This window comes from Rhizobium sp. RAF36, from assembly GCF_052114105.1.
In the GTDB taxonomy this organism is placed as follows: domain Bacteria; phylum Pseudomonadota; class Alphaproteobacteria; order Rhizobiales; family Rhizobiaceae; genus Rhizobium.
Window position 1 is genome coordinate 109,782 of record NZ_JBFREC010000012.1, and the last position, 26,589, is coordinate 136,370.

At 61.3% G+C, this 26,589-nt stretch carries 21 protein-coding genes and 1 pseudogene; 13 read left to right on the forward strand and 9 right to left on the reverse strand.

What is annotated here, in order from left to right; translation table 11 throughout:
- Window positions 1–152 precede the first annotated feature (152 nt).
- Both AB4Z25_RS27745 and AB4Z25_RS27750 read left to right on the forward strand, forming a co-directional pair.
- Window positions 153–1,334: an efflux RND transporter periplasmic adaptor subunit gene (locus AB4Z25_RS27745; protein WP_112538882.1), complete on the forward strand. Its 1,182-nt coding sequence runs from the start codon at window positions 153–155 to the stop codon at window positions 1,332–1,334.
- Entirely contained in the window at window positions 1,331–4,516 is a 3,186-nt protein-coding gene (locus tag AB4Z25_RS27750) for an efflux RND transporter permease subunit (protein WP_112538881.1), read from the forward strand. Before AB4Z25_RS27745 ends, AB4Z25_RS27750 begins: the two co-directional genes overlap by 4 nt.
- Window positions 4,517–4,520: 4 nt before the next feature.
- On the opposite strand, the gene AB4Z25_RS27755 is transcribed toward AB4Z25_RS27750, so the two are convergent.
- The 4 genes from AB4Z25_RS27755 to AB4Z25_RS27770 all read right to left on the reverse strand — a co-directional run bounded on the left by AB4Z25_RS27755 (window position 4,521) and on the right by AB4Z25_RS27770 (window position 8,876).
- Window positions 4,521–5,528 (reverse strand): acyltransferase family protein, encoded by a 1,008-nt coding sequence (locus tag AB4Z25_RS27755; RefSeq protein WP_112538880.1) that lies wholly within the window; start codon window positions 5,526–5,528, stop codon window positions 4,521–4,523.
- Window positions 5,529–5,574: 46 nt separating this feature from the next.
- Window positions 5,575–6,840 (reverse strand): O-antigen ligase family protein, encoded by a 1,266-nt coding sequence (locus AB4Z25_RS27760; RefSeq protein WP_112538879.1) that lies wholly within the window; start codon window positions 6,838–6,840, stop codon window positions 5,575–5,577.
- 13 nt (window positions 6,841–6,853) lie between these two features.
- Window positions 6,854–8,119, reverse strand: a complete 1,266-nt coding sequence (locus tag AB4Z25_RS27765; RefSeq protein ID WP_112538878.1) for a polysaccharide biosynthesis/export family protein — start codon at window positions 8,117–8,119, stop codon at window positions 6,854–6,856.
- Between the two features lie 76 nt (window positions 8,120–8,195).
- Window positions 8,196–8,876 (reverse strand): sugar transferase, encoded by a 681-nt coding sequence (locus AB4Z25_RS27770; RefSeq protein WP_112390357.1) that lies wholly within the window; start codon window positions 8,874–8,876, stop codon window positions 8,196–8,198.
- 784 nt (window positions 8,877–9,660) lie between these two features.
- On the opposite strand from AB4Z25_RS27770, the gene AB4Z25_RS27775 reads away from it, so the two are divergent.
- A complete protein-coding gene (locus AB4Z25_RS27775; protein WP_112538877.1) occupies window positions 9,661–9,948 on the forward strand; it encodes an exopolysaccharide production repressor protein in 288 nt (95 codons plus the stop codon).
- Between the two features lie 113 nt (window positions 9,949–10,061).
- Window positions 10,062–11,060, forward strand: coding sequence for a glycosyltransferase family 2 protein (locus AB4Z25_RS27780; protein WP_112538876.1), 999 nt, complete (start codon window positions 10,062–10,064; stop codon window positions 11,058–11,060).
- A gap of 3 nt (window positions 11,061–11,063) precedes the next feature.
- Here AB4Z25_RS27780 and AB4Z25_RS27785 read toward each other — a convergent pair whose 3' ends face one another.
- Complete coding sequence (locus AB4Z25_RS27785) at window positions 11,064–12,023, reverse strand: glycosyltransferase family 2 protein (protein ID WP_112538875.1); 960 nt, start codon at window positions 12,021–12,023, stop codon at window positions 11,064–11,066.
- A 533-nt stretch (window positions 12,024–12,556) separates the two neighbouring features.
- Here AB4Z25_RS27785 and AB4Z25_RS27790 point away from each other — a divergent pair.
- The 7 genes and pseudogenes from AB4Z25_RS27790 to AB4Z25_RS27820 all read left to right on the forward strand — a co-directional run bounded on the left by AB4Z25_RS27790 (window position 12,557) and on the right by AB4Z25_RS27820 (window position 21,044).
- On the forward strand, window positions 12,557–13,675 hold the full coding sequence (locus AB4Z25_RS27790; RefSeq protein WP_112538874.1) for an acyltransferase family protein: 1,119 nt from the start codon (window positions 12,557–12,559) through the stop codon (window positions 13,673–13,675).
- A gap of 3 nt (window positions 13,676–13,678) precedes the next feature.
- Window positions 13,679–14,473, forward strand: coding sequence for a glycoside hydrolase family 16 protein (locus tag AB4Z25_RS27795; RefSeq protein ID WP_112538873.1), 795 nt, complete (start codon window positions 13,679–13,681; stop codon window positions 14,471–14,473).
- An 84-nt stretch (window positions 14,474–14,557) separates the two neighbouring features.
- Window positions 14,558–15,712: pseudogene (locus AB4Z25_RS27800) on the forward strand (glycosyltransferase); the annotation flags it as partial.
- A 45-nt stretch (window positions 15,713–15,757) separates the two neighbouring features.
- On the forward strand, window positions 15,758–16,753 hold the full coding sequence (locus AB4Z25_RS27805; RefSeq protein ID WP_442210335.1) for a glycosyltransferase family 2 protein: 996 nt from the start codon (window positions 15,758–15,760) through the stop codon (window positions 16,751–16,753).
- Window positions 16,753–17,679: a glycosyltransferase gene (locus AB4Z25_RS27810; RefSeq protein ID WP_112538871.1), complete on the forward strand. Its 927-nt coding sequence runs from the start codon at window positions 16,753–16,755 to the stop codon at window positions 17,677–17,679. The genes AB4Z25_RS27805 and AB4Z25_RS27810 overlap by 1 nt, the downstream gene beginning before the upstream one ends.
- The gene (locus AB4Z25_RS27815; RefSeq protein WP_112538870.1) at window positions 17,676–18,680 is read left to right on the forward strand and encodes a glycosyltransferase family 2 protein; all 1,005 of its coding nucleotides are present in this window, start codon (window positions 17,676–17,678) and stop codon (window positions 18,678–18,680) included. Before AB4Z25_RS27810 ends, AB4Z25_RS27815 begins: the two co-directional genes overlap by 4 nt.
- A 6-nt stretch (window positions 18,681–18,686) precedes the next feature.
- Entirely contained in the window at window positions 18,687–21,044 is a 2,358-nt protein-coding gene (locus AB4Z25_RS27820; protein WP_112538869.1) for a polysaccharide biosynthesis tyrosine autokinase, read from the forward strand.
- Here the strand turns inward: AB4Z25_RS27820 and AB4Z25_RS27825 are convergent, their stop codons facing one another.
- Complete coding sequence (locus tag AB4Z25_RS27825) at window positions 21,045–21,782, reverse strand: metallophosphoesterase family protein (RefSeq protein WP_442210280.1); 738 nt, start codon at window positions 21,780–21,782, stop codon at window positions 21,045–21,047.
- 228 nt (window positions 21,783–22,010) lie between these two features.
- Between AB4Z25_RS27825 and AB4Z25_RS27830 the strand changes: the two genes are divergently transcribed.
- The gene (locus AB4Z25_RS27830; RefSeq protein WP_112538867.1) at window positions 22,011–23,096 is read left to right on the forward strand and encodes an acyl-CoA dehydrogenase family protein; all 1,086 of its coding nucleotides are present in this window, start codon (window positions 22,011–22,013) and stop codon (window positions 23,094–23,096) included.
- Here AB4Z25_RS27830 and AB4Z25_RS27835 read toward each other — a convergent pair whose 3' ends face one another.
- The gene (locus AB4Z25_RS27835; protein WP_112518358.1) at window positions 23,097–23,567 is read right to left on the reverse strand and encodes an RrF2 family transcriptional regulator; all 471 of its coding nucleotides are present in this window, start codon (window positions 23,565–23,567) and stop codon (window positions 23,097–23,099) included.
- 434 nt (window positions 23,568–24,001) lie between these two features.
- Here AB4Z25_RS27835 and AB4Z25_RS27840 point away from each other — a divergent pair, with 434 nt between their 5' ends.
- Window positions 24,002–25,150 carry a porin gene (locus AB4Z25_RS27840; protein WP_112518359.1) on the forward strand — a complete coding sequence of 383 codons (1,149 nt, stop codon included), beginning with the start codon at window positions 24,002–24,004 and terminating at the stop codon, window positions 25,148–25,150.
- A 106-nt stretch (window positions 25,151–25,256) separates the two neighbouring features.
- On the opposite strand, the gene AB4Z25_RS27845 is transcribed toward AB4Z25_RS27840, so the two are convergent.
- Together AB4Z25_RS27845 and AB4Z25_RS27850 are read right to left on the reverse strand one after the other, a co-directional pair.
- On the reverse strand, window positions 25,257–25,712 hold the full coding sequence (locus AB4Z25_RS27845; protein ID WP_162698756.1) for an RrF2 family transcriptional regulator: 456 nt from the start codon (window positions 25,710–25,712) through the stop codon (window positions 25,257–25,259).
- A gap of 79 nt (window positions 25,713–25,791) precedes the next feature.
- Window positions 25,792–26,553, reverse strand: coding sequence for a hypothetical protein (locus AB4Z25_RS27850; RefSeq protein WP_442210286.1), 762 nt, complete (start codon window positions 26,551–26,553; stop codon window positions 25,792–25,794).
- Window positions 26,554–26,589: the final 36 nt, after the last annotated feature.

Genomic DNA, 26,589 nt, shown 5'->3' on the forward strand with positions numbered 1-26,589 from the left:
AAACCACGCAGCCCGGACGATTGGCAATGCGCCCTCGGGCGCTCGAATTGGAAGTAGCAGACGCGGCACCCGCGTTTGAAGCAGTGGATATGATACGCATCATTTCAGCATGAGATTGGCGGCATAACGGCCGCCCAAAATGGGGGATCGCTATGCCTTACTCTCTTCGTGCCGCTATTGCATTCGGCTTTGTCTCGGCTCTTCTGCCGCTCGCCGCTGAGGCCCAACAGGCCGCCGCACCGCCTCCCCCGCCCGTCACCGTCGCCAAGCCCGTCGTCCGCGAGGTCGTCGACAACGACGAATTCATCGGCCGCTTCGAAGCCGTCGACCAGGTTTCGATCCGCGCCCGCGTCGGCGGATATCTACAGGAAGTGCATTTCACCGACGGCGCGCTCGTCAAGAAGGGCGACCTGCTCTTCGTCATCGACCAGCGCCCCTTCATCACCGCCGTCAACGAGGCGAACGCCGCGCTCGAAGTCGCCAAGTCGACGCAGGAATATGCAGAGACGCAGTTCAAGCGAGCGGAATCGCTCGCCAATAGCGGCAGCCAGTCGGTCTCGACACTCGACGACCGCCGCCGCGACTGGGTCTCCGCCCAGGCCAATGTCCGCGGCGCCCAGGCCACCGCCGACCGCGCCGCACTCGATCTCGAATACACCAAGATCACCGCGCCGATCAGCGGCCGTATCGACCGCCGCCTGATCTCCGCCGGCAACCTCGTGCAAGCCGACCAGTCGGTGCTGACGACCATCGTCTCGCTCGATCCGATCGACTTCTATTTCGACGTCGACGAGCGCCGCCTGCTGAACTTCGCCGATACCGCCCGCACCCGCGGCAGCGATCTGCAGCAGGGCGGTGGTGGCGTGCCGGTCCAGGTGCGGATCTCCGATTCCACCCAGAAACCGTTCAGCGGCAAGCTGGATTTCGCCGAAAACCGGGTGGACAACGAGTCCGGCACTATGCGCATCCGCGCCCGCTTCGACAATCCCAATCTCGTGCTCCAGCCCGGGCTCTTCGGCCGTGTGCAGGTGGAAGCCTCGAACACCTACAAGGCGATCCTGGTTCCCGACGAAGCCGTCGGCTCCGACCAGAACCAGCGCGTCGTCTATGTCGTCGCCGCTGATGGCACCGTTTCGACCAAGCCGGTCCGGCCGGGACCGCGGCTCTATGGCTACAGGGCCATCCGGGAAGGCATGGACGGCACCGAAACCATCGTCGTCAACGGCCTGATGCGCGCCCGCCCCGGCTCGAAGATCACGCCGCAGTTGATCGAACTGCCGCAAAGCCGTGATGACATCCCGCCGGAAGCTGCAGGCATGGAGCTCGCCCAATGAGGTTCGCTCATTTCTTTGTCGACCGGCCGATCTTCGCGTCGGTGCTCTCAATCGTTCTGCTGATCGTCGGCGGGCTCGCCTATTTCCAGCTGCCGGTGGCGCAGTATCCGGAAATCGCCCCGCCGACCATCGTCGTGCGCACCGCCTATCCGGGCGCCGACGCCGAAACCATCGCCAATACGGTGGCGACGCCGATCGAGCAGGAAATCAACGGCGTCGAGGACATGCTCTATATGTCCTCCTATTCGACAGCCGACGGCTCGATGGCGCTGACCATCACCTTCAAGCTCGGCACCGATCTCGACAAGGCGCAGGTCCTCGTCCAGAACCGCGTCGGCATCGCCGAGCCGCGGCTTCCCGAAGAGGTCCGCCGCATTGGCATCACCACCGCCAAGAGCTCGCCCGACCTGATGATGGTCGTGCATCTCTTGTCGCCGAACTCGCGCTATGACCAGCTTTACGTATCCAACTATGCGCGCAGCCGCATCCGCGACACGCTCGTCCGTCTCGATGGCGTCGGCGACGTCATTATCTTCGGCGAACGCGAATATTCGCTGCGCATCTGGCTCGATCCGGAAAAGCTCTCGGCCTACGGGATGACATCGAGCGACGTCGTGCAATCGCTGCGCGATCAGAACGTTCAGGTCTCAGGCGGCTCGATCGGCGGTCCGCCCACCTCAGGCACCAATGCGTTCCAATATACGGTGACGACGGAAGGCCGTTTCTCGGATGCCCGCCAGTTCCGCTATGTCATCGTCAAGGCGACCGCGAGCGGCCGTCTGGTGCAGCTGCAGGACATCGCCCGCATCGAACTCGGCGCCAAGGACTATGTCACCAACAGCTATCTGAACGGCAAGCCGGCAGTCGCGCTCGGCATCTTCTCCCGCCCCGGCACCAACGCGCTGGCCGCCGCCGCCTCGATCAAGCAGGCGATGCAGACCGCGCAGCAGGATTTCCCCGACGGCCTTTCCTACGACATCGTCTACAACCCGACCGAGTTCATCTCGGAATCGATCGACGAGGTCTACAAGACCATCGCCGAAGCGGCGATCCTCGTGGCGCTCGTCGTCCTCGTCTTCCTGCAATCCTGGCGAACGGCGATCATCCCGATCGTCGCCATTCCGGTGTCGCTGATCGGTACCTTCGCCTTCCTGCTCGCCTTCGGCTTCTCGCTGAACATGCTGACGCTGTTCGGTCTGGTGCTGGCGATCGGCATCGTTGTCGACGACGCGATCGTCGTCGTCGAGAATGTCGAACGAAATCTCGCGAAAGGCATGACGCCGCGCGAGGCGGCGCATGTGACGATGAACGAGGTCGGCACCGCCGTTCTCGCCATCTCGCTGGTGCTGATCGCAGTCTTCGTGCCGACTGCTTTCATCCCCGGCATTTCAGGCCAGTTTTACCGGCAGTTCGCGGTGACCATCTCGGTCGCCACGGCGATCTCGGCGCTGAATTCGCTGACGCTGTCACCGGCGCTCGCTGCGATCGTTCTGAAACCGCATGATGCGCATCAAAAGCCGAAAAACCCGATCTCGCGTTTCGGCAATGCCCTGGCAAACGGCTTCAATAACGGCTTCGACCGGCTGAGTTCGGGCTACTCTTGGATCGTGCGCCATGCGGTGCAGACCTGGGCAGCGCTCGGGGTAGCACTGCTGGTCTTCGTGGGCCTGCTCGGCCTTACTTATTATATGACCAGCATCGTGCCGCGCGGCTTCGTGCCTGTCATGGACCAGGGCTATGCGATCGTCGTCGTGCAATTGCCGGATGGCGCCTCACTGGCGCGAACCGATGCCGTCGTCCAGCGCGCCTCTGAGATCATCCGCAACACGCCGGGCGTCAAGAACGCAGTTGCCTTCTCCGGCTTCAGCGGCGCAACCTTCACCAATGCCTCCAATGCCGGCGTTGTCTTCGCTGCCTTCGATACGTTCGAAAACCGGCTGGAGCACCACCAGAACGCCGGGCAGATCATCGGTCAGCTCTACGGCAGCCTGCAGAGTATCCAGGAAGCCTTCATCATCGCCATCCCGCCGCCGCCGATCTCCGGCATCGGCAATGCCGGCGGCTTCAAGATGCAGGTGATGGACCGCGAAAGCTCCGACATGCGCCGCGTGCTGGGGGCCGCCTATCAGATCATGGGCAAGGCCAACCAGACGCCCGGCCTCACTGGCGTCTTCACCACCTTCTCGGCTTCCAGCCCGCAATTTTTCCTGGAGATCGACCGCGACAAGGCGCGTGCGCTGAACGTGCCGATCCCCAATATCTTCGATATGCTGTCGATCAATCTCGGCACGTCCTATGTCAATGATTTCAACGCCTTCGGCCGCGTCTACCAGGTACGCGCGCAGGCCGACCAGCAGTACCGCGTCGAGCGTGACGATATCCTGGCGCTCAAGGTCCGCTCGGCCACCGGCGCGCTGGTACCATTGGGCACGCTGGTCGAGATCAAGGACACGGCGGGTCCCTCGCTCGTCCAGCATTATAATATGTATGTCTCCGTTCCCCTGCAGGGCAACGCCGCACCCGGCGTCTCGACCGGCAGCGCGCTGAACACGATGGAGGGCGTTGCCGCAAGCATCCTGCCGGCCGGCACGACCTTCGAATGGACGGAAATCGCCTATCAGGAAAAGAACACCGGCAACACGGCGATCTATATCTTCGCGCTCTCGGTAATCTTCGTCTTCCTGGCGCTGTCGGCCCAGTACGAAAGCTGGGTCCTGCCGCTGGCGATCATCCTGATCGTGCCCTTGGCGATCCTTGCGGCCCTGATCGGCGTGCATCTGCGCGGGATGGACAACAATATCCTGACGCAGATCGGCCTGATTGTGCTGATCGGCCTTGCGGCCAAGAACGCGATCCTGATCGTCGAGTTCGCGAGACAGGCGGAAGAAGAAGGAAAGACGGCGATCGAGGCTGCCATCGAGGCCAGCCACCTGCGCCTGCGCCCGATCCTGATGACCGCCTTCGCCTTCATCTTCGGCGTCGTGCCGCTGATGATCGCGACCGGCCCCGGCGCAGAAATGCGCCAGTCGCTCGGCACCGCCGTGTTCTCCGGCATGCTGGGCGTGACGATCTTCGGCCTGTTCCTGACGCCGGTCTTCTATGTGGTGCTGCGCGCCCGCTACCGGCGTAAGCCGGCAGTCACCGCGCCGCCACCGGCGCAGGCCGAAGAAGCCGCGCAGTAAGGGATCAGGAGGGGCGCCGCTGCAATCCGCGGCGCTTCAGCCCCTCGCCGGAAAACAGCCTGCGCAGCGGCTTTTCGACCAGCTCGTAAGCTCCGACACCGACGATCGTGCCGCCGGCGATGGCGCCGAGCAGCGTCAGCCCGCCGCCGATGCCGAGGATCTCAGCCGCCTTGACGGCGACCGAAATCGCCAGCGTGTGCCACAGATAGATCGAGTAGGACGCATCGCCGAGATAGGTCAGGACAGGTACGCGGCCGATGCTGCCGCCGGTTTCCAGCGACACCATGCCGAAGACCAGCGCCATGGCCAGCGGCCCGCAGATGGATTCATCGAACTCCGCACCCATCAGATAGATCGCCGCAAAGCCGCAAAGTGCTGCGCCGATGCAGGCAAGCCCGAGGCTCGTTCCCGCCACCTTCCGCCGGATCCACAATTCGGCGATGAAGACGCCGCCGAGAAATTCGAGGATGATCGGGCGCGTATAGGTCGCAAGTGCTGCCGAGGGCGGATGGGTCAGCAGCCCGGCGGCAAAGAACAGCCCGAAGACGGCGGTGAGGAAGACCAGTCGCCATTGCCGCGGCAGGAACAGCGCACCGGCAAACAGCACATAGAAGAACATTTCGAAATTCAGCGTCCAGCCCTGCACCAGCACTGGCCAGATTTCGCCATTGCTCGGCGAACGCACCGGAATGAAGAACAGCGAGCCGAGGAGATGTCCGGCGCTGAGCTGCAGGTTCGGGAACAGCCCGGCGAGCGCGCCCGCCACCATGATCCCGGTCACCAGCCAATAGGACGGTGCGATGCGCTTGATGCGATCGAGCAGGAAGCGCTGCGGCGTCACCGGCCGCCGGTCGCTGATCACCCACATGATGAAGCCTGAAATGACGAAGAACACGTCGACCCCAGCCGCACCAATGGCGAAATGGCCGCCGGTCCGTTCGGCCGCGTGGAACACCACGACGGCAAGCGCTGCAAAGGCACGCAAATACTGGATCCCGTAGAGGGTCTTCATGCAGTTTCCTCAAGATGCCGCGAGAGGCGGCGGGCAATGAAATGGATCAGGAATGGGCGGCAGGCATCGTTTCGTAGCGCCGCAGTTCGGCCATCGCCGAGCGCTGCCGCGCGCCGACCAGTTTTCCGGCACAGAAATAAAGAAGGAAGGTGCCGACATTATAAGGTGTGAGCACATCGATCTCGACGAAGGAGCGCACCGTCAGCAGCACCGCAAGCCCGAGCAGCAGATAGGACTCGTCGTTGCGCACGTCCTCGATCAGCCGCCGCAGGTGCCCCCAGAGCATCGCGAGCATCGTCGCCGCCAGGATGAGCACGCCGGTCAGCCCGAGTTCGACGGCCGTCTCGATATAGGTGTTGTGGAAATGGAAGCCGCTGCGCGAGCCGATGAAGAACTCTTCCCAGAGACGTTCCGGTTCCGAGAAGCCCTGCACCCAATAGGCCTGATAGCCGATGCCGAAGGCCGGGTGCTGCGTCCAGGCTTCGATCCCCTGCTGCCAGAGATAGGTGCGCCCCGTCAGCGTCGAATCCTTGCCGAACAGGCCGAGGACCAGATCGACGACGCCGAGATAGATACTGGCGACGGCGAGAATGATCGCCGCCACGCCACCGCCGATCACCAGCAGCTTGCGCTGCTGCGGCGACAGCATCAACACGATGCGGATGCCGACGAGCAACGCGACGATGACGGCCGTCGTCAGCACCGAGGTGGCCGATTGCGAGGCGAGCAGGCAGTAAGCGGCCATGAGGCCGGCAGCGGCAGAGACCATCGCCCAGATCCGCCGCTCGCCATAGATAAAGACGGCGGCAAAGGCGAAGATGATGCCGAGCGAAGCATAGAAGCCGAGCTGGTTCTTCGACGCGAAGGCGCCGACGAAGCTGTATGTGCCGTCGAGCGGATCATATTCGTAATAGCCGAACAGGATCGAATAGAGCAGCACGACCGCCGCCCCGGCAACGCCGCCGAGCGTCAGCGTCCTGACATCGATTGTGCGCACCGCAATCAGCGCACAGAGCACCTGCGTCAGATACTGGATGCTGGCGCGCATCGACACGCTCGGCACCTGCGACCAGAACACCGAGAGAAAGGCGAAGACGGCGAAGGCATAGAGCCAGACGAACTTGCTGTGACTGCCGAGCACCTTCTTGTAGTCGACGGCGATCAGCGGCAGCCAGAGCGCATAGTAAAGCAGGATCGCCGCCTGCCCGAAACGGATCGAATAGGCAAAGCAGAACATCGAGAGCGCGACCGCCGGGATGGCATAGGCCGCGTTCACGCCTGGAATGATCAGTGCCGATTTGGCGATCCGCATGCGGTCTCCGCTTCTATCGCATCGCAACCCCGGCCGTGACCTTGATCAGGTCTCCCGGCTCGAGGGCCATGTTCTCCTGCACCGGAATTTCCTTCGACTGCCCGCCGACATCGCGGACGATCGAATAGTTGATGTTCGCGGCATTTTCGGGGTCGAAGCGCGCGGCGTCGCTCGACTGCGACAGCGCCTCCGACATCAGCGCATCGCTGGTGGAAAGCTTGAGGTTCAGCGTATCCAGCTCGGATTCGGTATCCTGCAGCTCCTGGGCCAGCTTGGCGTCCCAGTCGTTGCGCAGCGTGATCTCGTCCTGATTGGCCTTGCTGATATCCTGCTTGGCCTTCAGCGAATTGGTGTCGATATCGAGAAGCGTCGCTTCGATATCGGCGGCGCGCTGTTCGGCGGTCAGCTTGCGGGCGCTGAGAGCCAGCCCCTTCTCGGCCAGGTTTTCGATCTTGTCGCGATCTTCCTTGGCAAGCTCGAGCTGACGCGTCTGCGTCTCGGTCTTCTTCGCCAGAGATTCGATTTCGGCCTGTAGCAGCGCCTTCAGGTCGTCGAGCGCCTGCAGCTGCAGTGTCAGCCGCTTCTTGCGCGTATCCTTCAACGCCACTTCGCTGGCCATCAATGCCTTGCCATCCGGCAGATCCTTGAGTTCCGGCGGCATGTCGATGGCATCGCTGTTCTGCGTCTCGGCCTGAAGCCGGGCGCGCCGCGCGATGAGGCGGTTCTTTTCCGAAGTGTAGACGACAGCATCGCCCTTGGCGTTGATGAAATCACGCGCAAAGCGCTGGCCGGCGTCGGCACGGCGAAGTCCGCCCGCAAGGCTCACGGCTTTGACCACCGTGAGATTGGGCGCGAACGGATATTCGCCGGGCTTTTCGACATCGCCGGTGAGAAAGACAGGGCGGAACTCGGCCAGTTCGACGGATGCCGAGGGCCGATCCTTGAGCCCGAACTGCTTCTGCAGCGCCAGCCCGATTTCCTGCGCGATCGCGTCCGTCGTCTTTCCAGAGGCTGGGAGGTCGCCAATGAACGGCAGCGACAGGCTGCCCGATGGACCGATCGAGTAATCACCGCTGACCACGGACCAATCGCGGATCGCGCCTTCCGCCGTCTGCCATTCGGCAACGCGGATGCGCAGCTTGTCCATCGTGCCGAGTTGATAATCGGCGGCGCTGGCAAGCCCCGATGAGCCGATCAAAACACCAAGGCCCGCAACGATTGCGATACCTGAAGCAATGGACCGGCGCGCCGTGAGGCGGTGAAAAAGGAATTCTTTCATTCAGTCTTCCTCGTGAATTTGCACGGCAAGCCATAGGGGCAGCACCGTGCGAACGTGTCGAGTTGTGGGAGCGGCGTTAGTAGCTGCCGCGCTGCATGCAGACGGCAGGAATCGTCCGGGCGATGATCATGACGTCACGCGTCAGAGACCAGTTTTCGACATAGTGGGTGTCGAAGGCGACACGCGTGGCATAGGAGACGTCGTTGCGTCCGCTGATCTGCCACAAGCCGGTGAGACCAGGACGTGCCTGAAGATAGAAGACGGCCGAAGACTCATAGAGCTCCAGTTCGTCACGCACGACGGGACGCGGCCCGACGACGCTCATTTCGCCGCGAATGATATTGATGAGCTGCGGCAGCTCATCGAGGCTGAGCTTGCGAAGCACGCTGCCGACCGCGGTAACACGCGGATCGTCCTGCAGCTTGCGGGTCGCACGCCACTCTTCCATTGCCTTCGGATTGTTACGCAGGTGTTCCTGCAACAACCGGTCGCCATCGACCGCCATGGTGCGGAACTTCAGGCAACGGAATTCCTGTCCATTATGACCGATGCGGCGATGACCATAGAAGGCCGGGCCCTTGTCGGTTAGTTTGACGAGCAGCATCACCATCAAGAAGATCGGGCTCAGAAACACGAGCCCCAGTGATGCAGCGGTGACATCGAATGCGCGCTTCATGATCCCGCCGGTCGGCGGAAACACGTTTGCATGAACCACGCCAAAGAATGGCGTACTGTCCGATCTCGTCGCAGACTTCATAGAGTTAACTCCACTTATGTTTGCCGTTTGGTCGGTAGTCTCAGCCGCTGAGGTAGCGCTGACAGGTTCGGAGTGTATGGGTGGATTTTGTTTTTTTAAGCCACAATTTGAAGACGGGTCTGTAACAGGGCCCTTTTGGAAACCGTGTTCACTTTTTCCGTCCGTTAGGATTAGCTCAAATGGATATGCAGAGCATGCAATGTTTCCGACTAACTCGGATGCACTGCACTAAAGAGGGAAGAGTTTGCTTTGCATTGCAACAAGATTGAAGAACAAGTCCTTTTCGGGAATGCAGGCAGCATTAGCGAAAAGGGTGCGGCCACTATCGCGAGTACCGTATTGTTATTTGCGCGCAGCCCAATTTATTGCAGCGCACCATTAGTTTCGCACCGCACACTCAAATCGTTTTAGATGAAATCTTTGTAATAAAAGTTGAACGCATAAGCGCCTCAGGCGTTGTTCCGGAGATGCAAATGTGGCGCGAGTTGGGGCGTGCAATGTCTCATTCAAGGCAACCTTGAGTAAATTTCACCCCACCCGTGCCACCCGGACTGCAAATCACATGGTTACCGCCCAATCGGCGTTTTTAGGCAAAGCGAGGAGGAAACCTTAAGCCGCATACTGTAGAAAACCTGCAACGCCGGACAAAAGATTAGCGGTACTAATGCTTTCGTTCTGTTGAAACTCAGAGCCTGCTAAAATATATCGAGTAAAGGGACCTTAGGAGGCGCCCGAGTTCAATGACTGTTCATTGGACCACCCCTCCTAAAGGGAGGCAAACGTCATGTATGCACCTCGCGTTTTCGTTAGCATGATCGGCGCGCTCGCCGTCTTTGCCGTGGCAACCTATGTGTTGAACGGTTCTCTGACGACGACGCTCATACAAACGGCGATCTGTGCGGTTCTCCTGCAGCTCGGCTACTTCGGTGGCGTGATCTTCATGGTCTGGAAGGAAGCCAAGGCGCGCAACGCCTCTTCCACAGGCATTGCACCGTCCATGGCGCCGGCGCGCGACGACAAGGACAAGCTGCCCGTCAGCCCCTTCAACAATTCCGAGCCGTTCAACCGCTGAACGGACAGGCCGGCCTATGCTGCCGGACCGCGCGTAACATCTTTTGAAGACCTCCCGCATTGCCCCCGCCGCCGTGGCGTCCTAACTGTTGCGCCAACAACGGAGGGCACGACGTGGTTGCAAGCGTATGCGTGATCATCGCCGCGAAGAACGCGGCCGATACGATCGGAATGGCCGTCAGCTCGGCGTTACGCGAAAAGGAAGTGGCCGAAGTCGTCGTCATCGACGACGGCTCCAGCGATGGTACGGCCGATACGGCGCGCGCCGCCGATGATGCGAGCGGACGGCTGAATGTCGTCTCCTTCGAAAAGAATCGCGGACCCTCTGCCGCCCGCAATCATGCGATCGAAATTTCCTCGGCACCCTTGATCGCCATCCTCGATGCCGACGACTTCTTCTTCGAGGGCCGCTTCAGCCGCATGCTGGCGGAAGACGACTGGGACTTCGTGGCCGACAACATCGCCTTCGTCGATTCGGAAACGGTGATGCTGGCGCCGGAGCGGCTGGACAGCTTCCCTGATCGCCCGCTCTTTCTCGATCTCGTCGCCTTCATCGACGGCAACATCTCCAAGCGCGGCGTCCGCCGCGGCGAGATCGGCTTCCTGAAGCCGGTGATGCGCCGGTCTTTCCTCGATGCCCACAAGCTGCGCTACCGCGAGGAGATGCGGCTCGGCGAGGATTACGAGCTCTATGTCCGGGCGCTCGCCAATGGCGCCCGCTACAAGGTGATCCATTCGTGTGGTTACGGTGCAGTCGTGCGCGGCAATTCGCTGAGCGGCAGCCACCGCACCGACGACATCCGCAAGCTCTACGAAGCCGATCGCGCGATCCTCGCCAGCTGCAAGCTGACTTCAGAGGGTGAAGCGGCAGTGCGCCGCCACGAAAGCCATGTGCGCGGCAAATATGAGCTCCGCCACTTCCTCGACGTCAAGAAGCAGTCGGGCCCCGGTGCCGCACTCGGCTATGCGCTGGCGAACCCTGCAGCCGTGCCGGCGATCGCCTGCGGCATCTTCATGGACAAGACCGAGCGCTTCCGCAGCCCCGGCGGTGCCGAGATCGCCACGAAGGGTGCCGGCGGCCTGCGCTACCTGCTTCCCTCGCCCGCCGACTGACGGCTATTTCGAGAATTTTCCGCCCGCGAGCTGGAAGGCGCTGGCAAGCAGCGCCGGGTCGCGGCGCGCCCAGTGCAGCAGCAGGCGAAAGTCCGGCATGCGCGCCTTGCGCACCCGCTTCGCCTGGCTCCACAGCGCCTGCTTGCGCGCCCGCGTCTTGTAATCCTTGATCGTCTGGATTTCCTTCGGCCGCGCCGCAAAGCGCGCTTCCAACCGGTCGAGCGCCATCCAGGTAATGAACTGCTGCTTCAGAAACTGCGGCGAGTCGTTGTCGACGCCGTGGAAGATGTTGATCCCCTCGCCGCGCAGCGCACCGGCTTCGCCGCAGAGCAGCACCTGGCGGGCAGCCAGCATGCAGTCGCAGAAGAACAGCACGTCCTCGGCGGCAAGCCTGAGTGCTGCATCGAAGCGCACGGTCTCGATCAGCGGCCGGCCGATCACCATGCAGGACATGTGCAGGAAGGCCCAGTTCTTCAGCATCACGCCGGCAATATCCGGCAACTCGATGATCAGTGGCGCATCCGAAAGCCGGTGCGCGCCCTCTCTGACCTCCAGATCGGCGATGCCAAAGTGATAATCGAATTCCTCGCCGCCATGGATCGAGGCCCAATAGCAGTCGCCGTCGAAACGCTGCATCGCCGCATAGGCGTTCTGCAGATGATCCGGCGTCCAGATATCATCCGAATCGAGAAAGGCGGCATAGCGGCTGGCCGAAGGCACATTGTCGAGCCCGGTGTTGCGCGCCCCGCCCGGCCCGGCATTTTCCTGGCGGATGACGGTGATTTTCGCCCGCTCTTCCGCGCCCAGCGGCTTCAGCTCGTCCTCGGCCGAATAGGGCGAATGGTCATTGACGACAAGGACATCGAAATCCCGGTAGCTCTGCGCGAAGACAGAGGCCAGCGCCCGGCGTAGGATGCCGTCCTCGCGCTGGTAAAACGGGATGATGATCGTGAAGGTCGCCATTCTTTCTCCTGACAGGCCGAAGCGGTGAGTGCGAATCTAGCGCCCGTCACCCGCACGGCAAGTTGTTGCGCCGCAGCATGATGAAGCGCATTCCGGCCGAAATTTGTCAAAGGCGGAATATCGGAGCACCAGTGCCGGCTGTGCCGAATAGACCCATTTGGGGGTGACGAAGACACATTTCGGCCTCAATCGGAGGCCGCGTTCTGTAACAAACCACAGAATGTCCTTCACCAAATGAGAAAAACTTTTCCATGCGGATCACGCTTCGCAACAGGCGCAAACGTTTTATGATAATTTTCGGAAATACATTGGCGCAAAGGGCGCTCAAGCGTTTCTGCAACTGATTTCCCGGTCCGCGACACGCCATGGTAGCCGCAATTTCGCACCGTTACAAAACGGGACCGGCGATCACTTTTGCTGCAGTGCCATATTTTCTTCCGCCAAAACGCTCTAGCTTTTCGTCTGCGGGCCAGAGTCTGCTCTTTGAAACGGCTGCAAGGGGAGGTGCAGCTCCAACAGGGGTGACAGATAAAGTGAACGTAGACGCCAACGTATCCTCGCGGATCAATCTGATGCGCATCGTGCTCATTTCGGGCATTGTGTTCGTCCACATACCATTCGACCCTGCGAATACGCCGTTCAACGGAAACCACGGTTTCTTCGACTGGCTGCGGGTGTTCCTGAGCGAAGCGCTCTTCCGTGTCGGGGTCCCGTGCCTCAGCGCCATTTCCGGCTACCTGCTGTTTCGCGGCGGGATGGAAGGCTTCAACTACACCAAGACGGTGCGCACCAAGGCGCAGACCGTGTTCCTGCCGTTCCTGATCTGGAACACGCTGTTTTTCATGGCTGTCCTGGCGATCCTGGCGATCGGCATCGGCGACGGCTATGTCATCAGCCCCTATGAATCGACCTTCCGCGAACTGCTGAGCCAGCTGTTTGCCGCCGAGACCTTTCCGGCGAATATCCCGCTCTACTTCCTGCGCGATCTCTTCGTCTGCATCCTGATCTCGCCGATCCTTGCCTGGCTGGTGCGCCGTATCCCGCTGATCACGCTGTCGTCGCTGCTGCTTCTGGCGCTGATTCCGGAGCTGCCGCTGTACATCGTCATCAAGCGCTCGATCCTGTTCAGCTTCACCTTCGGCATCTATGCCAGCCTCTACAAGCTCGACATCAAGGCACTCGACCGCTTCGCGCCGCTGGGCGTGGCGCTGCTGCTCGGCGCATCCGCGCTGCTGGCGACGGCGATCTACGCGACCGGCCCGTCGATGCCCGACTGGGTGGAACTGTCGCGCAATGCGCTGGCGATCGGCGGCGCCGCCGGCTTCTGGATGCTTTCGGCCCTGCTCATCAAGACTCCGCTCGGCCGGCTGTTGTCGAAGACCGGCAGCCTCAGCTTCTGGATCTTCTGCGCCCATTACCCGCTGCTGGTCTTCCTCTTCATGGTCTGGGGCAAGACAGGCGTCGATTTCTATCCACTGTTCTTCGGCGGCTGCCTGCTGGTGCTTTTCCCACTGCTCGTTCTCACGAACGGCTTCGTGCGCAGCAACGCCCCGAAATCCTACGCCGTCCTGACCGGCGGCCGGACCAAGAAAGGTCCGCAAAACCCATCCCGCCGGGATATCCCGGCTGATTTCGTTCCACAGCGAAGGTGACACATGACGACGAAAATCGCCCATGCTCGACGGCTTTGCCTGAGTTTTACAATCATCGGTGTCGGCCTCGCCGGCGCCCTTCCCGCGTCTGCCCAGCAGGCTGCAGGCACATCCTTTGTCGATGAGTTCGACAAGATCGACCGCAGCGTCTGGTACATTTCCGACGGCTGGAACAACGGCCCGCATCAGAACTGCACCTGGTCGAAGGATCAGGTGAAGATCGATGACGGCAAGCTCGAACTCGGTTTTGCCCAAGGCAAGTCGAAGGACCGCAACTACCAGTGCGGCGAGATCCAGACCAAGAAGCGCTTCAGCTACGGCACATACGAGGCCCGCATCAAGACCGCGACCGGCTCTGGCCTGAACTCGGCCTTCTTCACCTATATCGGCCCGGCCGACAAGCAGCAGCATGACGAGATCGATTTTGAAGTGCTCGGCAAGGACAGCTCGACCGTTCAGGTGAACCAGTACATCAAGGCCAAGGGCGGCAACGAGAAGCTGGTGCCGGTCGGCAAGTCCGCCGATCAGGACTTCAACGATTACGCCTTCGTCTGGGAGCCGAACCGGCTGCGCTACTACCTCAATGGCAAGCTGGTGCAGGACGTCACCGACCCCAGCAAGATCCCGCAAAGCCCGCAGAAGATCTTCTTCAGCCTCTGGGGCACCGACACGCTTGCCGGCTGGATGGGCAAGTTCGCCTACACCCAGCCGACCACGATGCAGATCGACCGGATCGCCTACACGGCGCCCGGCGACAAATGCCAGTTCCCGGAATCGATCGCCTGTACGCTTAACTGAGCAGGCAGGCTGCCTGCCTGAGACTTGCCTGCCTCACCCCCGAAACGGACTCCGGCCAATGCCGGTCTACGCACAGGAGCCTTGATGCTGAAAGTCCTTTACCTGGTGCATGATCTGGCCGATCCGGCCGTGCGCCGCCGCGTGCTGATGCTGACCGAGGGCGGCGCTGCCGTGACCCTCGCCGGCTTTCGCCGCGGCGACAATGCACTGGCCGAGGTCAGCGGCGTGACACCGATAGAGCTGGGCAAAACAGCCGATGGCAGGTTCGGTCAGCGCATCGGCGCGGTCTTCAATGCCGCAATCCGTCTGCGTGGACTGTTGAAGGGCGTCGAGCGTCCGGATGTCATAATCGGCCGCAATCTGGAAGCGCTTGCCGTTGCCGATCGCGCCAGCGCGCTCTTCGGTGGTGTTCCGGTTGTCTATGAATGCCTTGATATCCACCGGCTTCTGTCGAACGACGGCACGCCGGGCAAGATGCTGCGCCGGGCCGAGGCGCATTTTGGCCGCAAGGCCAGGCTGCTGATCACCAGCTCGCCCGCCTTCATCGCCAATTACTTCGCCACCAAATCGGCCATCAAGGCGCCGGTCCTTCTGCTCGAAAACAAGGTTTTGGCGCTGGACGGCATGCCGCAGGCAGCCTCGCTGCGCCTGCCGCCTGCCGATGGCGAGCCCTGGAAGATCGGCTGGTTCGGTGCGCTCCGCTGCCGCAAATCTCTGGAACTTCTTGCCGATTTCACCCGCCGCATGGAAGGCCGGGTCGAAGTCATCCTGCGCGGCCGTCCCGCCTATTCCGAATTCGAAGATTTCGATGGCTTCATTGCCAACGAGCCCTACCTGAGCTTCCGCGGCCCCTACAAAAACCCGGAGGATCTCGCCAGCATTTATGGCGAGGTGCATTTCTCCTGGGCGATCGACTTCTTCGAGGAAGGCCTGAATTCCAGCTGGCTGCTGCCGAACCGGCTCTATGAAGGCTGCCTTTACGGCAGCGTGCCGCTCAGCATCGCCGGCACCGAAACCAGCCGCTTCCTCGCCGGCAAGCAGCTCGGCCTGTCGCTCGGCGAGCCAACGGCCAACGCGCTGCAGGCGATGTTCGAAGGCCTGACGGCTGAGCGCTATGGCGCGCTGTCATCGGCAGTCGCCGATACCGGCAGGCACACCTGGATGGCCGATCGCGGCGATTGCCGCGCGCTTATCGAAACACTTGCCAATCTCGTTCCGGCTGCCGCTGAGGGGCGCGCCGGTTCCGTTCCCAAAGCTCCCGCAGCTCAAGAAGGGTTGACTGCCATGAAGACTGATGTCCGTACCAGCGTCTCCAGCCTCATCATCATTCCCTGCCTGAATGAAGCCAAGCATATCGAGCCGCTGATCGAAAAACTCGATCCGGCGCTCGACGACCTCAATGCCCGGATCGTCGTCGCCGATGGCGGCAGCACCGACGGCACCCGCGAGATCGTCGCCCGCATCAGCGAGACGGATCACCGCGTCATCCTGCTCGACAATCCACGCCGGCTGCAAAGCGCAGCGATCAACCTCGCCGTCAGCACCTTCGGCCGCGACTACGAGTATTTCATCCGCATCGACGCCCATGGCGATTATCCGGACGACTACTGCCAGCGCCTTGTCGAGGAAGCCGAGGAGACGGAAGCCGATTCCGTCGTCGTCGCCATGGAAACCGTCGGTTTCGGCATGTTCCAGAAGGCGACGGCCTTTGCCCAGAACTCCAAGCTCGGCAATGGCGGCTCCAAGCATCGTGAGGGTGCCGAGGGTCATTGGACCGATCACGGTCATCACGCGCTGATGCGCGTCAACGCCTTCGAGACCGTCGGCGGCTACGACGAGACATTCAGCCATAATGAGGACGCGGAATTGGACTACCGTCTGAAAAAGGCGGGGTTCGGCATCTGGATGACCGACAAGACGCGGATGATTTATTATCCGCGCTCGAGCGTGAAAACGCTCTTCCGGCAATATCTCGGCTATGGCCGGGGACGCGCCAAGAACATCCTGAAGCATGGCAATATGCCGAAGCTTCGCCAGATGCTGCCGCTTGCAGTCGTGCCGGTCTTCATCGGTGCATTTCTTGCCGTGCTGAATTGGATCGCCGTGATCCCCTTCAGCCTCTGGGCAATCGCCTGCGTCGGCTACGGCTTCTGGATGGCCGTCGGCCAGCGCAATCCTTATGGGCCGCTCGCGGCCCTCTCGGCCATGGTGATGCATTTCGCCTGGTCGGCCGGTTTCTGGATGGAGCTTCTGAGCTTCCGCAACCGGAAGGTCTCCTGATGAAGGATCAGACCATGCAGATCGACATTGGTGTTTGCACATACCGGCGCGCGTCGCTGGACGAGGCCCTGCTTTCGCTGGCCATGCTCGCTGTGCCCGAGAATGTGAAACTGCGCATCATCGTTGCCGACAACGACCAGACGCGCAGCGCCGAAGGCCGGGTCGAAGCGCTGCGCCCGACCATTCCGCACCCGATCGCCTATGTGCATTGCCCGGCTTCGAACATCTCGATCGCCCGCAACGCCTGCCTGGAAAACGCCACCGGCGATTATCTTGCCTTCATCGACGACGACGAGGACGCCTCGGAAAACTGGCTCGTCGAGCTGCTGCATACCGCTGAAAAGACCAGGGCGGATGCAGTGCTCGGCCCGGTCCGCAGCGTCTATGCGCAGACCGCACCCGCCTGGATGCGCGAGGGCGATTTCCACTCCACCCTGCCAGTTTGGGTCGATGGCGAGATCCGCACCGGCTATACCTGCAACGTGCTGCTGCGCCTTTCCTCCGGCCATGTCGAAGGTCGCCGTTTCAATCTCGCGCTCGGCAAGACCGGCGGCGAGGATACGGAATTCTTCAGCTACCTGCACCGGGAAGGCGGCAAGATCGCCTTTGCCCCCGAAGCGCATGTCTACGAGACAGTGCCGGAAAACCGCGCCGACCTCTCCTGGCTGGCAAAGCGCCGCTTCCGCTTCGGCCAGACGCATGGGCGCCTGCTGCAGGAAAACAGCAAGGTCCTGAGCCGCGTGAAGGCCATCGGCATTGCCGCGGCCAAAGCCGCCTATTGCCTGGGCGTCGCCGCCCTCTGCATCCTCGTGCCGGTCCCACGCTACCGCTATGCGCTGCGCGGCACGATGCATATCGGCGTCGTCAGCGGCCTGCTCGGCGTGCGCGAAATCCGCCAATATGGCACTGTCGAGGGCGCTGCATGAGCGAAAAGCTGCCCGATATCAGCTTTATCATTGCAGCCTATAATGCTGCCGAAACGCTGGACAAGGCGATCGGCAGCGCATTGGCGCAGGTGGGCGTCAGCGTCGACGTCATCGTCGCTGACGACTGCTCGACGGATGCGACCCGCGCCGTCGCCGCTGCTTACGGCGGCAACGTCCGCCTGATCGCGCTCGAGAGGAACGGTGGGCCCTCGGCCGCCCGCAACGCGGCGATCGACGTAGCCCGCGGGCGCTGGCTTGCGACACTCGATGCCGACGACACGATCGAGCCGGACCGCCTGCTGCGCATGATCACCCGCGCCGAAGCTGCGGGTGCTCGGATCGCTGTCGACAACATGCGGGTGATCCGCTGCGATGGAACCCTTCCGGAAACGATGTTTGCGCCGGCCGCTCTGGCGGCGACGCCGATGCTGACGCTGCCGGCATTCATCCGCTCCAACGCGCTGTTTCGCAGCGAGCACAATTTCGGCTACCTGAAGCCCGTCTTCGAGCGCGCCTTCATCGAGCGGCATCGCCTGCGCTTCGACGAAAGTCTCCGGATCGGCGAAGACTATCTCTTCCTCGCGTCCGCCATGGCGCTTGGCGCCACCTGCGTCATCGAACCCGAGCCGGGCTACAACTACCACATCCGCGAAGGATCGATTTCGCGGGTGCTCGATATCAGGCATATCGAGGCGATGATGGAAGGCGACCGCCGGTTTCTATCGCGCCACAGCCTCGATGCCGCAGCCACGGCCGCCCAGACATTCCGCGCCCGCAGCCTCCGGCAGGCGCATGCTTTTCTTGAACTCGTCGATGGCATCAAGCAGCGCTCCCTCTCCCGGGCGCTGCGTGCCGCCTGGCGCGATCCGCTGGCCATCGCCCATCTCAGAATGCCAATCGCAATCCGTTTGAACCGCATGACGGCAGCCCTTCGCGGCGCTGCTGTCCGGAATTCGGAAGTTACAGTCACAGGCGGCGCTTCGCGCTCGCGCAAAGGATAAGAGCCCATGAATCAACGAAACCTGACCCTGCACAGCACAGTCCCGAAGGCCCCTGACGATAGCGACAGCTTTATCGACATCGATCGCCTGATCGCCATTGTGATCCGCCGGGCTGGTTCGATTGCGCTCTGCGTTGCGGCGCTGGTGGCACTTGCCAGCGTCTATCTGCTGTTCGCCACGCCGCAATATACCTCGATGACGCAGATCCTGCTGGATGACAGCATGACCAAATATGCCGAGGATCAGGCGCCGGCCGCCAGCTCCCAGCAGGTGGACATGCAGATCGCCAGCGCCGTCGAAATCCTGAAATCCACAGAGCTGGCGCTGCGCGTCGTCGATGCGCAGAACCTGTCGGAGAATCAGACGATTCTCGACACCGGCCAGGGGCCTGTCGATCTGGTGAAATCCGGTCTCAAGGTCGTCGTCAGCGCATTGACGCCCGGTGGCCCACCGGTTTCCGACGATGATGCCAAGGAAGGCCGCCGCCAGAAGGCCGCCGCCATGCTGCAGCAGGCGCTGAACGTGTCCCGCGTCACCCGCAGCTCGGTGATCGCCGTCTCGTTCCGCTCGACGGACAGGATGCTCGCCGCCCGGATTACCAAGGCCTATGCCGACGCCTATCTCAACGATACGCTGAACGCCAATTTCGACGCCACCGAGCGCGCCTCCGTCTGGCTGCAGGAGCGCCTTGCCGACCTGCGCAACCGTTCGCAGGTGGCCGCCCTCGAAGTCGCCAAATTCAAGACCGAGAACGGGCTCACTTCGGCCAATGGCGAACTGATGTCGGAACAGCAGCTCGCCGACCTCAACAAGCAGCTGATCGTCTCGCAGGCCGATACCGCCAGTGCTTCGGCCCGCTACAACCAGTTCAAGTCGATCGTCGACCAGGGTCCGGATGGCGCCGTCAACAATGCGGCGATCTCCTCCGGCCAGACCGACAATTCGGTCATCCAGGATCTGCGCACGCGCTACATCTCGGTCAGCCGCCGCGAAGCCGAGATCGCCACGAATTTCGGCGCCGACCATCCGCAGGCTGTCCAGCTGCGCACCGAAAAGGCCGATCTCACGCGCCAGATCTTCCAGGAACTGCAGCAGCTGACCTCGAGCTACCGCAACGAATTCGAAGTCGCCCGCTCGCGCGAAGCGTCGCTGCGGCAGAACATCGAGCACCTGACCGGCAAGAATTCGGAGTCCAACAAGTCGATCGTTCAGCTGAACGATCTGGAACAGCGGGCGACGGCGCTGAAGACCCTCTACGAATCCTACCTCGCCCGCTACGAGCAGGCCTCCCAGCAGCAGTCCTTCCCGATCGCCAAGGCCCGTGTGATCTCGGAAGCCGGTGTCCCGGCCTCGCCTTCCAGCCCGAAGAAGACCATGACGCTCGGTCTCGCCATCGTGCTCGGCCTGATGGCCGGCGGCGCGCTGACCGCTTTCCAGGAATTCCGCGAACGCTTCTTCCGTGTCGAAGGCGATGTACGCACCATCCTGGGCCTGAAATTCCTTGGCTACCTACCGCTGGTCGGCAAGCCGCCGAAGGAACGCAAGGTCTTCAAGCCGCGCAAGGAGCCGCTACCGCAGCCGGTCGAGACGGTGGCCGACGATGGAGCCAGCTTCGAGCGCATCATGCGCATCGTTCTGGAAGCGCCGCGTTCGGTCTTTGCCGAAACGCTGCGCAATGCCAAGCTTGCCAGCGACGTCATGTTCCAAGGCAAGTCCGACCGTGTCATCGGCGTCGTCTCCGCGTTGCCCGGCGAAGGCAAGTCGACGACCGCTGCCAACTTCGCGGCACTGCTGGCATCCAGCGGCAAGCGCACGCTGCTGATCGACGCCGACTTGCGCAATCCCGGCCTGACCCGCATGCTGAAACAGCCGCCGCAAAAGGGTCTGGTCGAGGCCGTGCTCGGCGAAATCCCCTGGGCCAGCGCCGTGAAGGTCGATAACCGCACCAAGCTCGCCATCCTGCCGGTCGTGTCCAACGACAACCTGATGCATACGAGCGAGCTGCTGGCGTCGCAGGGCATGTTCAACCTGATGGAAAACGCCCGCAAGATGTTCGACTACGTCGTCGTCGATCTGGCGCCGCTTGGTCCTGTCATCGACGCCAAGGCCTTTGCGCCGCAGGTGGATGGCTTCCTCTTCGTCACCGAATGGGGCCAGACACCGACGACGGTGGTGCGCGACATCCTGAATGCCGAGCCACAGATCAAGCAGAAGATCCTCGGCGTTATCCTCAACAAGACGGATATGTCGGAGCTCAGCAAATTCAGCAATTTCGGCGGCACCGAACGCTACCGCCAGAAGTATGTGAGCTATTACACCGACGAGATCCCGAAGAAGCCGGAACCGGCCGAAACGACCGCCTGATCAGGTGGAAAAAAGGTGGACCTGACCGCGCCAGAACCGGGCGACTGTCAGTCTGCCTGTCTTGAAAGCCCGCGTATCGAGATTGAGGCGCATTGCCTCGATCTCCGGCTCCTCAACCGGCGTATGGCCGTGAACGACAAGCTTCGGCAGCGGCTTCATGGCCTGGAAAAAGCGCTCGCGGATGAAGACGAGATCTTCGTCGCTTTGCCGCTCCAGCGGCAGTGTCGGATCGATGCCGGCGTGGACGAAGAGAATATCCGGCGTATCCGCATAGATCGGCATCTCGCGCAGGAAATCGATATGCGGCTTCGGCAGAGACTGGCGGATGAAGGTGTCGAGCTTCGAGGCCGTCGGAAAGATCAGCGGCAGATGCTCGGGATCGAGCCCATAGGACCGCAGCAGCGCATCGGCACCCATCCGCATCCATTCGGCATAGGAAATCTTGCCGTCGATATAGTCGAGCATCATGATCTCGTGATTGCCGGTGAGACAGATCCGGTCGAAATTCTCCGGTGGCGGCATCATCAGATGCGAGATCACCTGGGCCGAGGACGGGCCGCGGTCGATATAATCCCCGAGCGTGATTAGCAGCTTGCGGCCCGGAAGACGCGCCGCATCCCTGACGATCGTGTGCTCTGCCATCTCCAGCAGGTCGTGGCGGCCGTGGATATCCCCGATCGCATAGATCGGCATATCGCCGGGGTCGATCTGGAGGCGCTGCCGGGATGGCGATGACATGGTCCTAACCTCACGGTCGTCGTCTGCGAATGAATGAGCCATAGTCGATCCCGCGCTGTGCTGGAAGCCGTGAAGTGCGAATTGTGAGCTTTACGAAATAGTTAGGCAAAAGGCTGCGGCTGGCAAGCTGGTAGAAAAATTCAAACCGTACCGATTTTGTAGAAAATGCGGCCTTATCAACAAGGATGGGATCGATCACTCATACGGACATCAGGAAGAGAATGACCGATGGGAACTGTATCGCAATTGCACGACCGGCTGAGACCGGCCGCACACCGGATCGGAAGCGAGGAAGAAGCGGTCGCCGCAGCGCGCCGCCTTGCCGCCGATTTCAGGCGCCAGTCGAGCGAACGCGACATCAATCGCATCCTCCCCTATTCCGAACTCGACTCGCTGTCGCTTTCGGGACTGACGGCGATCACCGTGCCCCCTGAATACGAAGGTCTCGACGTCAGCAACGCGCTGCTGGCGGAAATCGTCGCGATCATCGCCGAGGGCGATGCCTCGATCGGCGAATGCCTGGCAGTCCATTTCTCGACTTTGGAGGGCTTGCGGCAGCACGCTGGCGACGATCTCAAGCGCCCGCTGTTCACTCGCGCTTTGGCGGGAGACCGCTTTGCCGAAGCAAGCTTCGACACCGATGCTGTTACCGCCCTTCCCCTCGGCCACCGCATCAATGGCCGCAGCCGGCAGGCAACAGCCGTGCTCTTCGCCGACTGGTTGGCGATCTCGACGCCCGGTAGCAACCTTCTGCTTTATTTTGCCCGTAGCAGCGAAGGCCTGCAGGTGGTCGACAGCTGGGACGGCTTTGGCCAGCGCACCAACGGCACCGCGGCTTTGATCGCTGAGAATGTTCAGACCAATGCAGATGCCGCTGTCAGCCAGGAGGCACCGGCCGTTGCGATCGCCTCGCTGCTGCATGCCGGCGTTGATCTCGGCATTGCCCGCGCCGTTCTGTCGGAATTGCAGGAAGCCGAAATCATGCCGCCCGCTGCAGGCGGGCTGATTGTCGGCATCGAAGCCGCGGCAGCCCTCCTGGAGCGGGCAGGACACCGGCTCGATATTGCCCAGATCAATTCAGGGACTGCGATCACCGAGGCGGAGTTTTCAGCCACCGCCGCGCAGGCGCATTCAAGCGAACTGGCACTACGCACCGCCGCCGCCATTTTCGAGATCGCAAAAGGTGACGTGGGCGGCATCGGCCGCAACCTTGACCGGCATTGGCGCAACGCCCGCATCCGGGCGCTCGGCGGCAAGCTCGCAGGCTTGCATGCGAAAGCAGTCGCCTATTATGGCCCTAACTGGGAAATCTGATCAGCCGGCCGCCGAAACCGGCAGAACCTCGGCGACGTCGGCATCGCCCAGCTTGCCATCCTTGGCGACGAACTGTTCCAGCGTCATGTTGTCGAGGATATCGGCAATTGCGTCGCGAACCTCGGTCATCGACCGGCGGACGTGACAGGTCTCGGGATCCGAACAGTCGTCACAGGCTTCATAAGCCGTGCGGCTGGCGCAACGGATCGGTGCCAGCGGACCGTCGAGCGTACGGATGACGTGGCCGATTCGAATTTCCGATGCCGGACGCGAAAGCGAATAGCCGCCGCCCGGCCCCTTCTTCGAGCGCAGAATGCCGACATTGCGAAGCTCGAGCAGGATCGTATCGAGGAACTTCTTCGGGATGTTGTTGCGTGCCGCGACGTCGTTGATGAACGCCGTCTCTCCGGGCGCCAGTCTGGCCAGATCGACCAGTGCCTTCAGCCCGTATTTTCCCTTTTTCGTCAGCATCTTCGATAGCCCTGCAGTATTCGCGCCATTATGCCTTCTTCTATTGTCAAATAACGCCGAAACCATGGGCGCGCAATGAAATAGCCAGCTTTTATATAGGTTGCATCGGATTCCTGCGAAGAGTGCCGCTTTTTTCGCACAGGCGACGGCAGGATCCAGCCGTTTCTGTTTTATTTTCAATATCAAAGGCCTTGCTTCGCAGCTGCAGCATGCCCATATCTGCGTTTTCAGATCATCAATTTGTGTCGTTTTGGCAACAGGGGCCCGCAACAGCGTGACCTAACCGTATCTCAGCTTGATACGGTTAGGCTGATGTGCGATCCAATACTCGCGGGTTGCCGCTTTCCCCTGAGGGGATTCGACAAAACTGGGATGGGTTTTTGACGCTGGTTTCTCGGCGCGATCTCCTGCGCCCGATTGAAAAAGGAACTGCTATGAACATTCGTTCTATTCTCATTGGTTCGGCGGCTGCGCTGAGCTCGGTGTCCGGCGCATACGCGGCCGACGCCATTGTTGCAGCTGAGCCGGAAGCTGTTGAATACGTTCGCGTTTGCGACGCTTACGGCACTGGCTACTTCTACATTCCGGGCACCGAAACCTGCCTCAAGATCGGTGGCTACCTCCGCTTCGACGTCGGCTTCGGCTTCGGCGATGCTTACAAGAACAACTCGAACGAAGACTGGTCTTCCCGTACCCGCGCTCACGTCGCCTTCGACGCCAAGAGCGACACGGAATACGGCACACTGACGAGCCGCATCGTTCTCGAAGCCAACAACCGCCCGGTTGCTACAGGTGCAAGCGGCATCACCGCAGAAAGCTCGACGACCCTCGGTGGCGTTTCCACCGGCACGATCATCGACCAGGCCTACATCGATATCGCTGGCCTGCGCGTTGGTAAGTTCACCAGCTGGTGGGACGACGACTTCTCGGGCGAAACCGATGCAATGGCGAACGTGACGAACACGAACGCTGTTCGCTATCAGTATGACGCTGGTGATTTCTACGCAGGCGTAGCGCTCGAAGAACTCGGCGGCAACGACGGCACCTTCACCCGCAGCTCGTCCTTCGTTGGCGGCACGGACGAGCGTGGAAACACCCTCGGCGTTGACGCTTCGGTCGGCGGCAAGTTCTCGAACTTCACCTGGGCTGTCTACGGCGGCTATGACGCTGGCAACCAGGAAGGCGCCGTCACGGCTCGTATCGGTGCAGACGTTGGCCCAGGTAAGGCAGAAGTTGCAGTCATCTGGTCGAGCGGTCTCGGCGATGCCGGCAACGGCGGCAACGCTTACTACGCAAACGGCGAATGGACGGTCGTTGCTCAGTACGCTCTGAAGGCAACCGACAAGTTCACCATCACCCCGGCAGCTCAGTACACCAACAACATCGTAACCGATGCTGACGGCAGCTGGGATGACGGCAGCATGTGGCGCGCCGGCGTGACCCTCGACTACCAGGTCGTTGAAAACCTGAATGCCAAGCTGACCGCGACCTACGTCAAGGAAGACTACGGCAATCAGACGGTTGACGGTAAGGGCGATGCTGACTGGGTTGAAGGCTTCTTCCGCCTGCAGCGCGACTTCTAATGAATTGACGTGCGGTTAGAGACGCACGTCAAGTGATCTGGTTGACCTCCGATCACAGTGAAGAAGCCCGGATTTCCCTCCGGGCTTCTTTTTTTATTTGGAGTTTTTAGGAGTGGGTTGCGGCGCTGAGATCGCTGCGGTCGAGTGCACTGATCTGCTCGATGCAATCCTGCACGGTGACACCTTTCAGCACGCCTGCGACCGCGCTGTCGGCCTGCGCACTCAGCTGATCCGATACAGCGCCGATATTGCGGGTGACCGAGCAGATCGAGGGAATGCCTCCCCTTGCCGACCAGGCCTTCTGCTCCGGCAGCACGCTGCCATGAATGTCGAGAAGCTTGATGTCAGGTGCCGGCCTTGCAAGGCGTATCCCGCCGTTGACCCCATCGCTGGAGACGAGGATGCCGGATTTCGACAGAGTCGAGACGATTTTTCTGACAAAACTGGGGTTTGTATCGAGACTGACGGCCAATAGCGGGCTCGTCGTGCGAACGCCCGCGGCCTCGTTGACCGCGACCGTCACTACGATTTGCAGCGCTGTCGGAAACCGTGTGTCACTCATCAATTGTGACATACCGCCGAAACAGCAAAAAATCTAGAACCACTATCGCCGATTGCTGTGAATCGGCGAGTTGCAGTTGCTAGTGGCCGCGGTCGGCCACTTCAAAACTTGTGCCTTGCCCGGTCCCAAGCAGATCGGCGAGCGTCGAAGAGAGGTCAATGCCATCGAGGTCGGCAATGGCTGCCGTCCGGGCCTTGTCGATCAGAGCATCATAGAGATAATCGAAGCTTGTCTTCGGCAACTTGCGGGCCGGCGTGACGGCAGCATAAATTTCAGCAAGCGAGACCATGCGCGGCGACCGGGCAAGCCGGTAACCTTCATCATCGCCGCTGACAATATCTGCGAACTTCAAAAGGCCGAGGATCGCATCGGCGTCATGCTCGGCTATGCCGCCAATCCGGCAAATCTTGCGGTGCGGCGTCATGCGCGACTGCGCCTGATTATAGGCAATAGCCAGAACGATGCGCAGCGCCGTCCTGAAAGTTTGGCTCGGCATCACGTCGCTTTCCTCCGTCTCCCGCGTATCGGGATAGGAGGCGATGCCGAAGAGGGTTTTAAACAACTCGGGGCAAGGTGTGGTCATGGTGTGTATCGGCTGTAATTTCTTGGGAGGAATTATCAAAGCGGGATCGCCGCGTATGCGCCTGGGAGGAATTGGCGCCGCGGAGGATGAAATGGAGAGGGTTATCCGTATTGTTGTCAGGATCGACGGCCGTGCGTTCTCCGTACGGTCGTCTCGTCGCTCGCGCGGCGCAATCGGCCAGCCGCGATATATCACGACGCTATCTGTAACGGCTGTTCCGGAGATTTTCCATCCCCGTAACTGGAACACACTGTCCAAAAAATGTGATTAATCCAGGCGTAAATTAGTCAGCAC

What these genes read in the sequence shown, in the direction of transcription:
- AB4Z25_RS27745 (WP_112538882.1), top strand. Translation starts at nt 153, where the DNA reads ATGCCTTACTCTCTTCGTGCCGCTATTGCATTCGGCTTTGTCTCGGCT.
- AB4Z25_RS27750 (WP_112538881.1), top strand. Translation starts at nt 1,331, where the DNA reads ATGAGGTTCGCTCATTTCTTTGTCGACCGGCCGATCTTCGCGTCGGTG.
- AB4Z25_RS27755 (WP_112538880.1), bottom strand. Translation starts at nt 5,528, where the DNA reads ATGAAGACCCTCTACGGGATCCAGTATTTGCGTGCCTTTGCAGCGCTT.
- AB4Z25_RS27760 (WP_112538879.1), bottom strand. Translation starts at nt 6,840, where the DNA reads ATGCGGATCGCCAAATCGGCACTGATCATTCCAGGCGTGAACGCGGCC.
- AB4Z25_RS27765 (WP_112538878.1), bottom strand. Translation starts at nt 8,119, where the DNA reads ATGAAAGAATTCCTTTTTCACCGCCTCACGGCGCGCCGGTCCATTGCT.
- AB4Z25_RS27770 (WP_112390357.1), bottom strand. Translation starts at nt 8,876, where the DNA reads ATGAAGTCTGCGACGAGATCGGACAGTACGCCATTCTTTGGCGTGGTT.
- AB4Z25_RS27775 (WP_112538877.1), top strand. Translation starts at nt 9,661, where the DNA reads ATGTATGCACCTCGCGTTTTCGTTAGCATGATCGGCGCGCTCGCCGTC.
- AB4Z25_RS27785 (WP_112538875.1), bottom strand. Translation starts at nt 12,023, where the DNA reads ATGGCGACCTTCACGATCATCATCCCGTTTTACCAGCGCGAGGACGGC.
- AB4Z25_RS27795 (WP_112538873.1), top strand. Translation starts at nt 13,679, where the DNA reads ATGACGACGAAAATCGCCCATGCTCGACGGCTTTGCCTGAGTTTTACA.
- AB4Z25_RS27805 (WP_442210335.1), top strand. Translation starts at nt 15,758, where the DNA reads ATGAAGACTGATGTCCGTACCAGCGTCTCCAGCCTCATCATCATTCCC.
- AB4Z25_RS27810 (WP_112538871.1), top strand. Translation starts at nt 16,753, where the DNA reads ATGAAGGATCAGACCATGCAGATCGACATTGGTGTTTGCACATACCGG.
- AB4Z25_RS27815 (WP_112538870.1), top strand. Translation starts at nt 17,676, where the DNA reads ATGAGCGAAAAGCTGCCCGATATCAGCTTTATCATTGCAGCCTATAAT.
- AB4Z25_RS27820 (WP_112538869.1), top strand. Translation starts at nt 18,687, where the DNA reads ATGAATCAACGAAACCTGACCCTGCACAGCACAGTCCCGAAGGCCCCT.
- AB4Z25_RS27825 (WP_442210280.1), bottom strand. Translation starts at nt 21,782, where the DNA reads ATGTCATCGCCATCCCGGCAGCGCCTCCAGATCGACCCCGGCGATATG.
- AB4Z25_RS27830 (WP_112538867.1), top strand. Translation starts at nt 22,011, where the DNA reads ATGGGAACTGTATCGCAATTGCACGACCGGCTGAGACCGGCCGCACAC.
- AB4Z25_RS27835 (WP_112518358.1), bottom strand. Translation starts at nt 23,567, where the DNA reads ATGCTGACGAAAAAGGGAAAATACGGGCTGAAGGCACTGGTCGATCTG.
- AB4Z25_RS27840 (WP_112518359.1), top strand. Translation starts at nt 24,002, where the DNA reads ATGAACATTCGTTCTATTCTCATTGGTTCGGCGGCTGCGCTGAGCTCG.
- AB4Z25_RS27845 (WP_162698756.1), bottom strand. Translation starts at nt 25,712, where the DNA reads ATGAGTGACACACGGTTTCCGACAGCGCTGCAAATCGTAGTGACGGTC.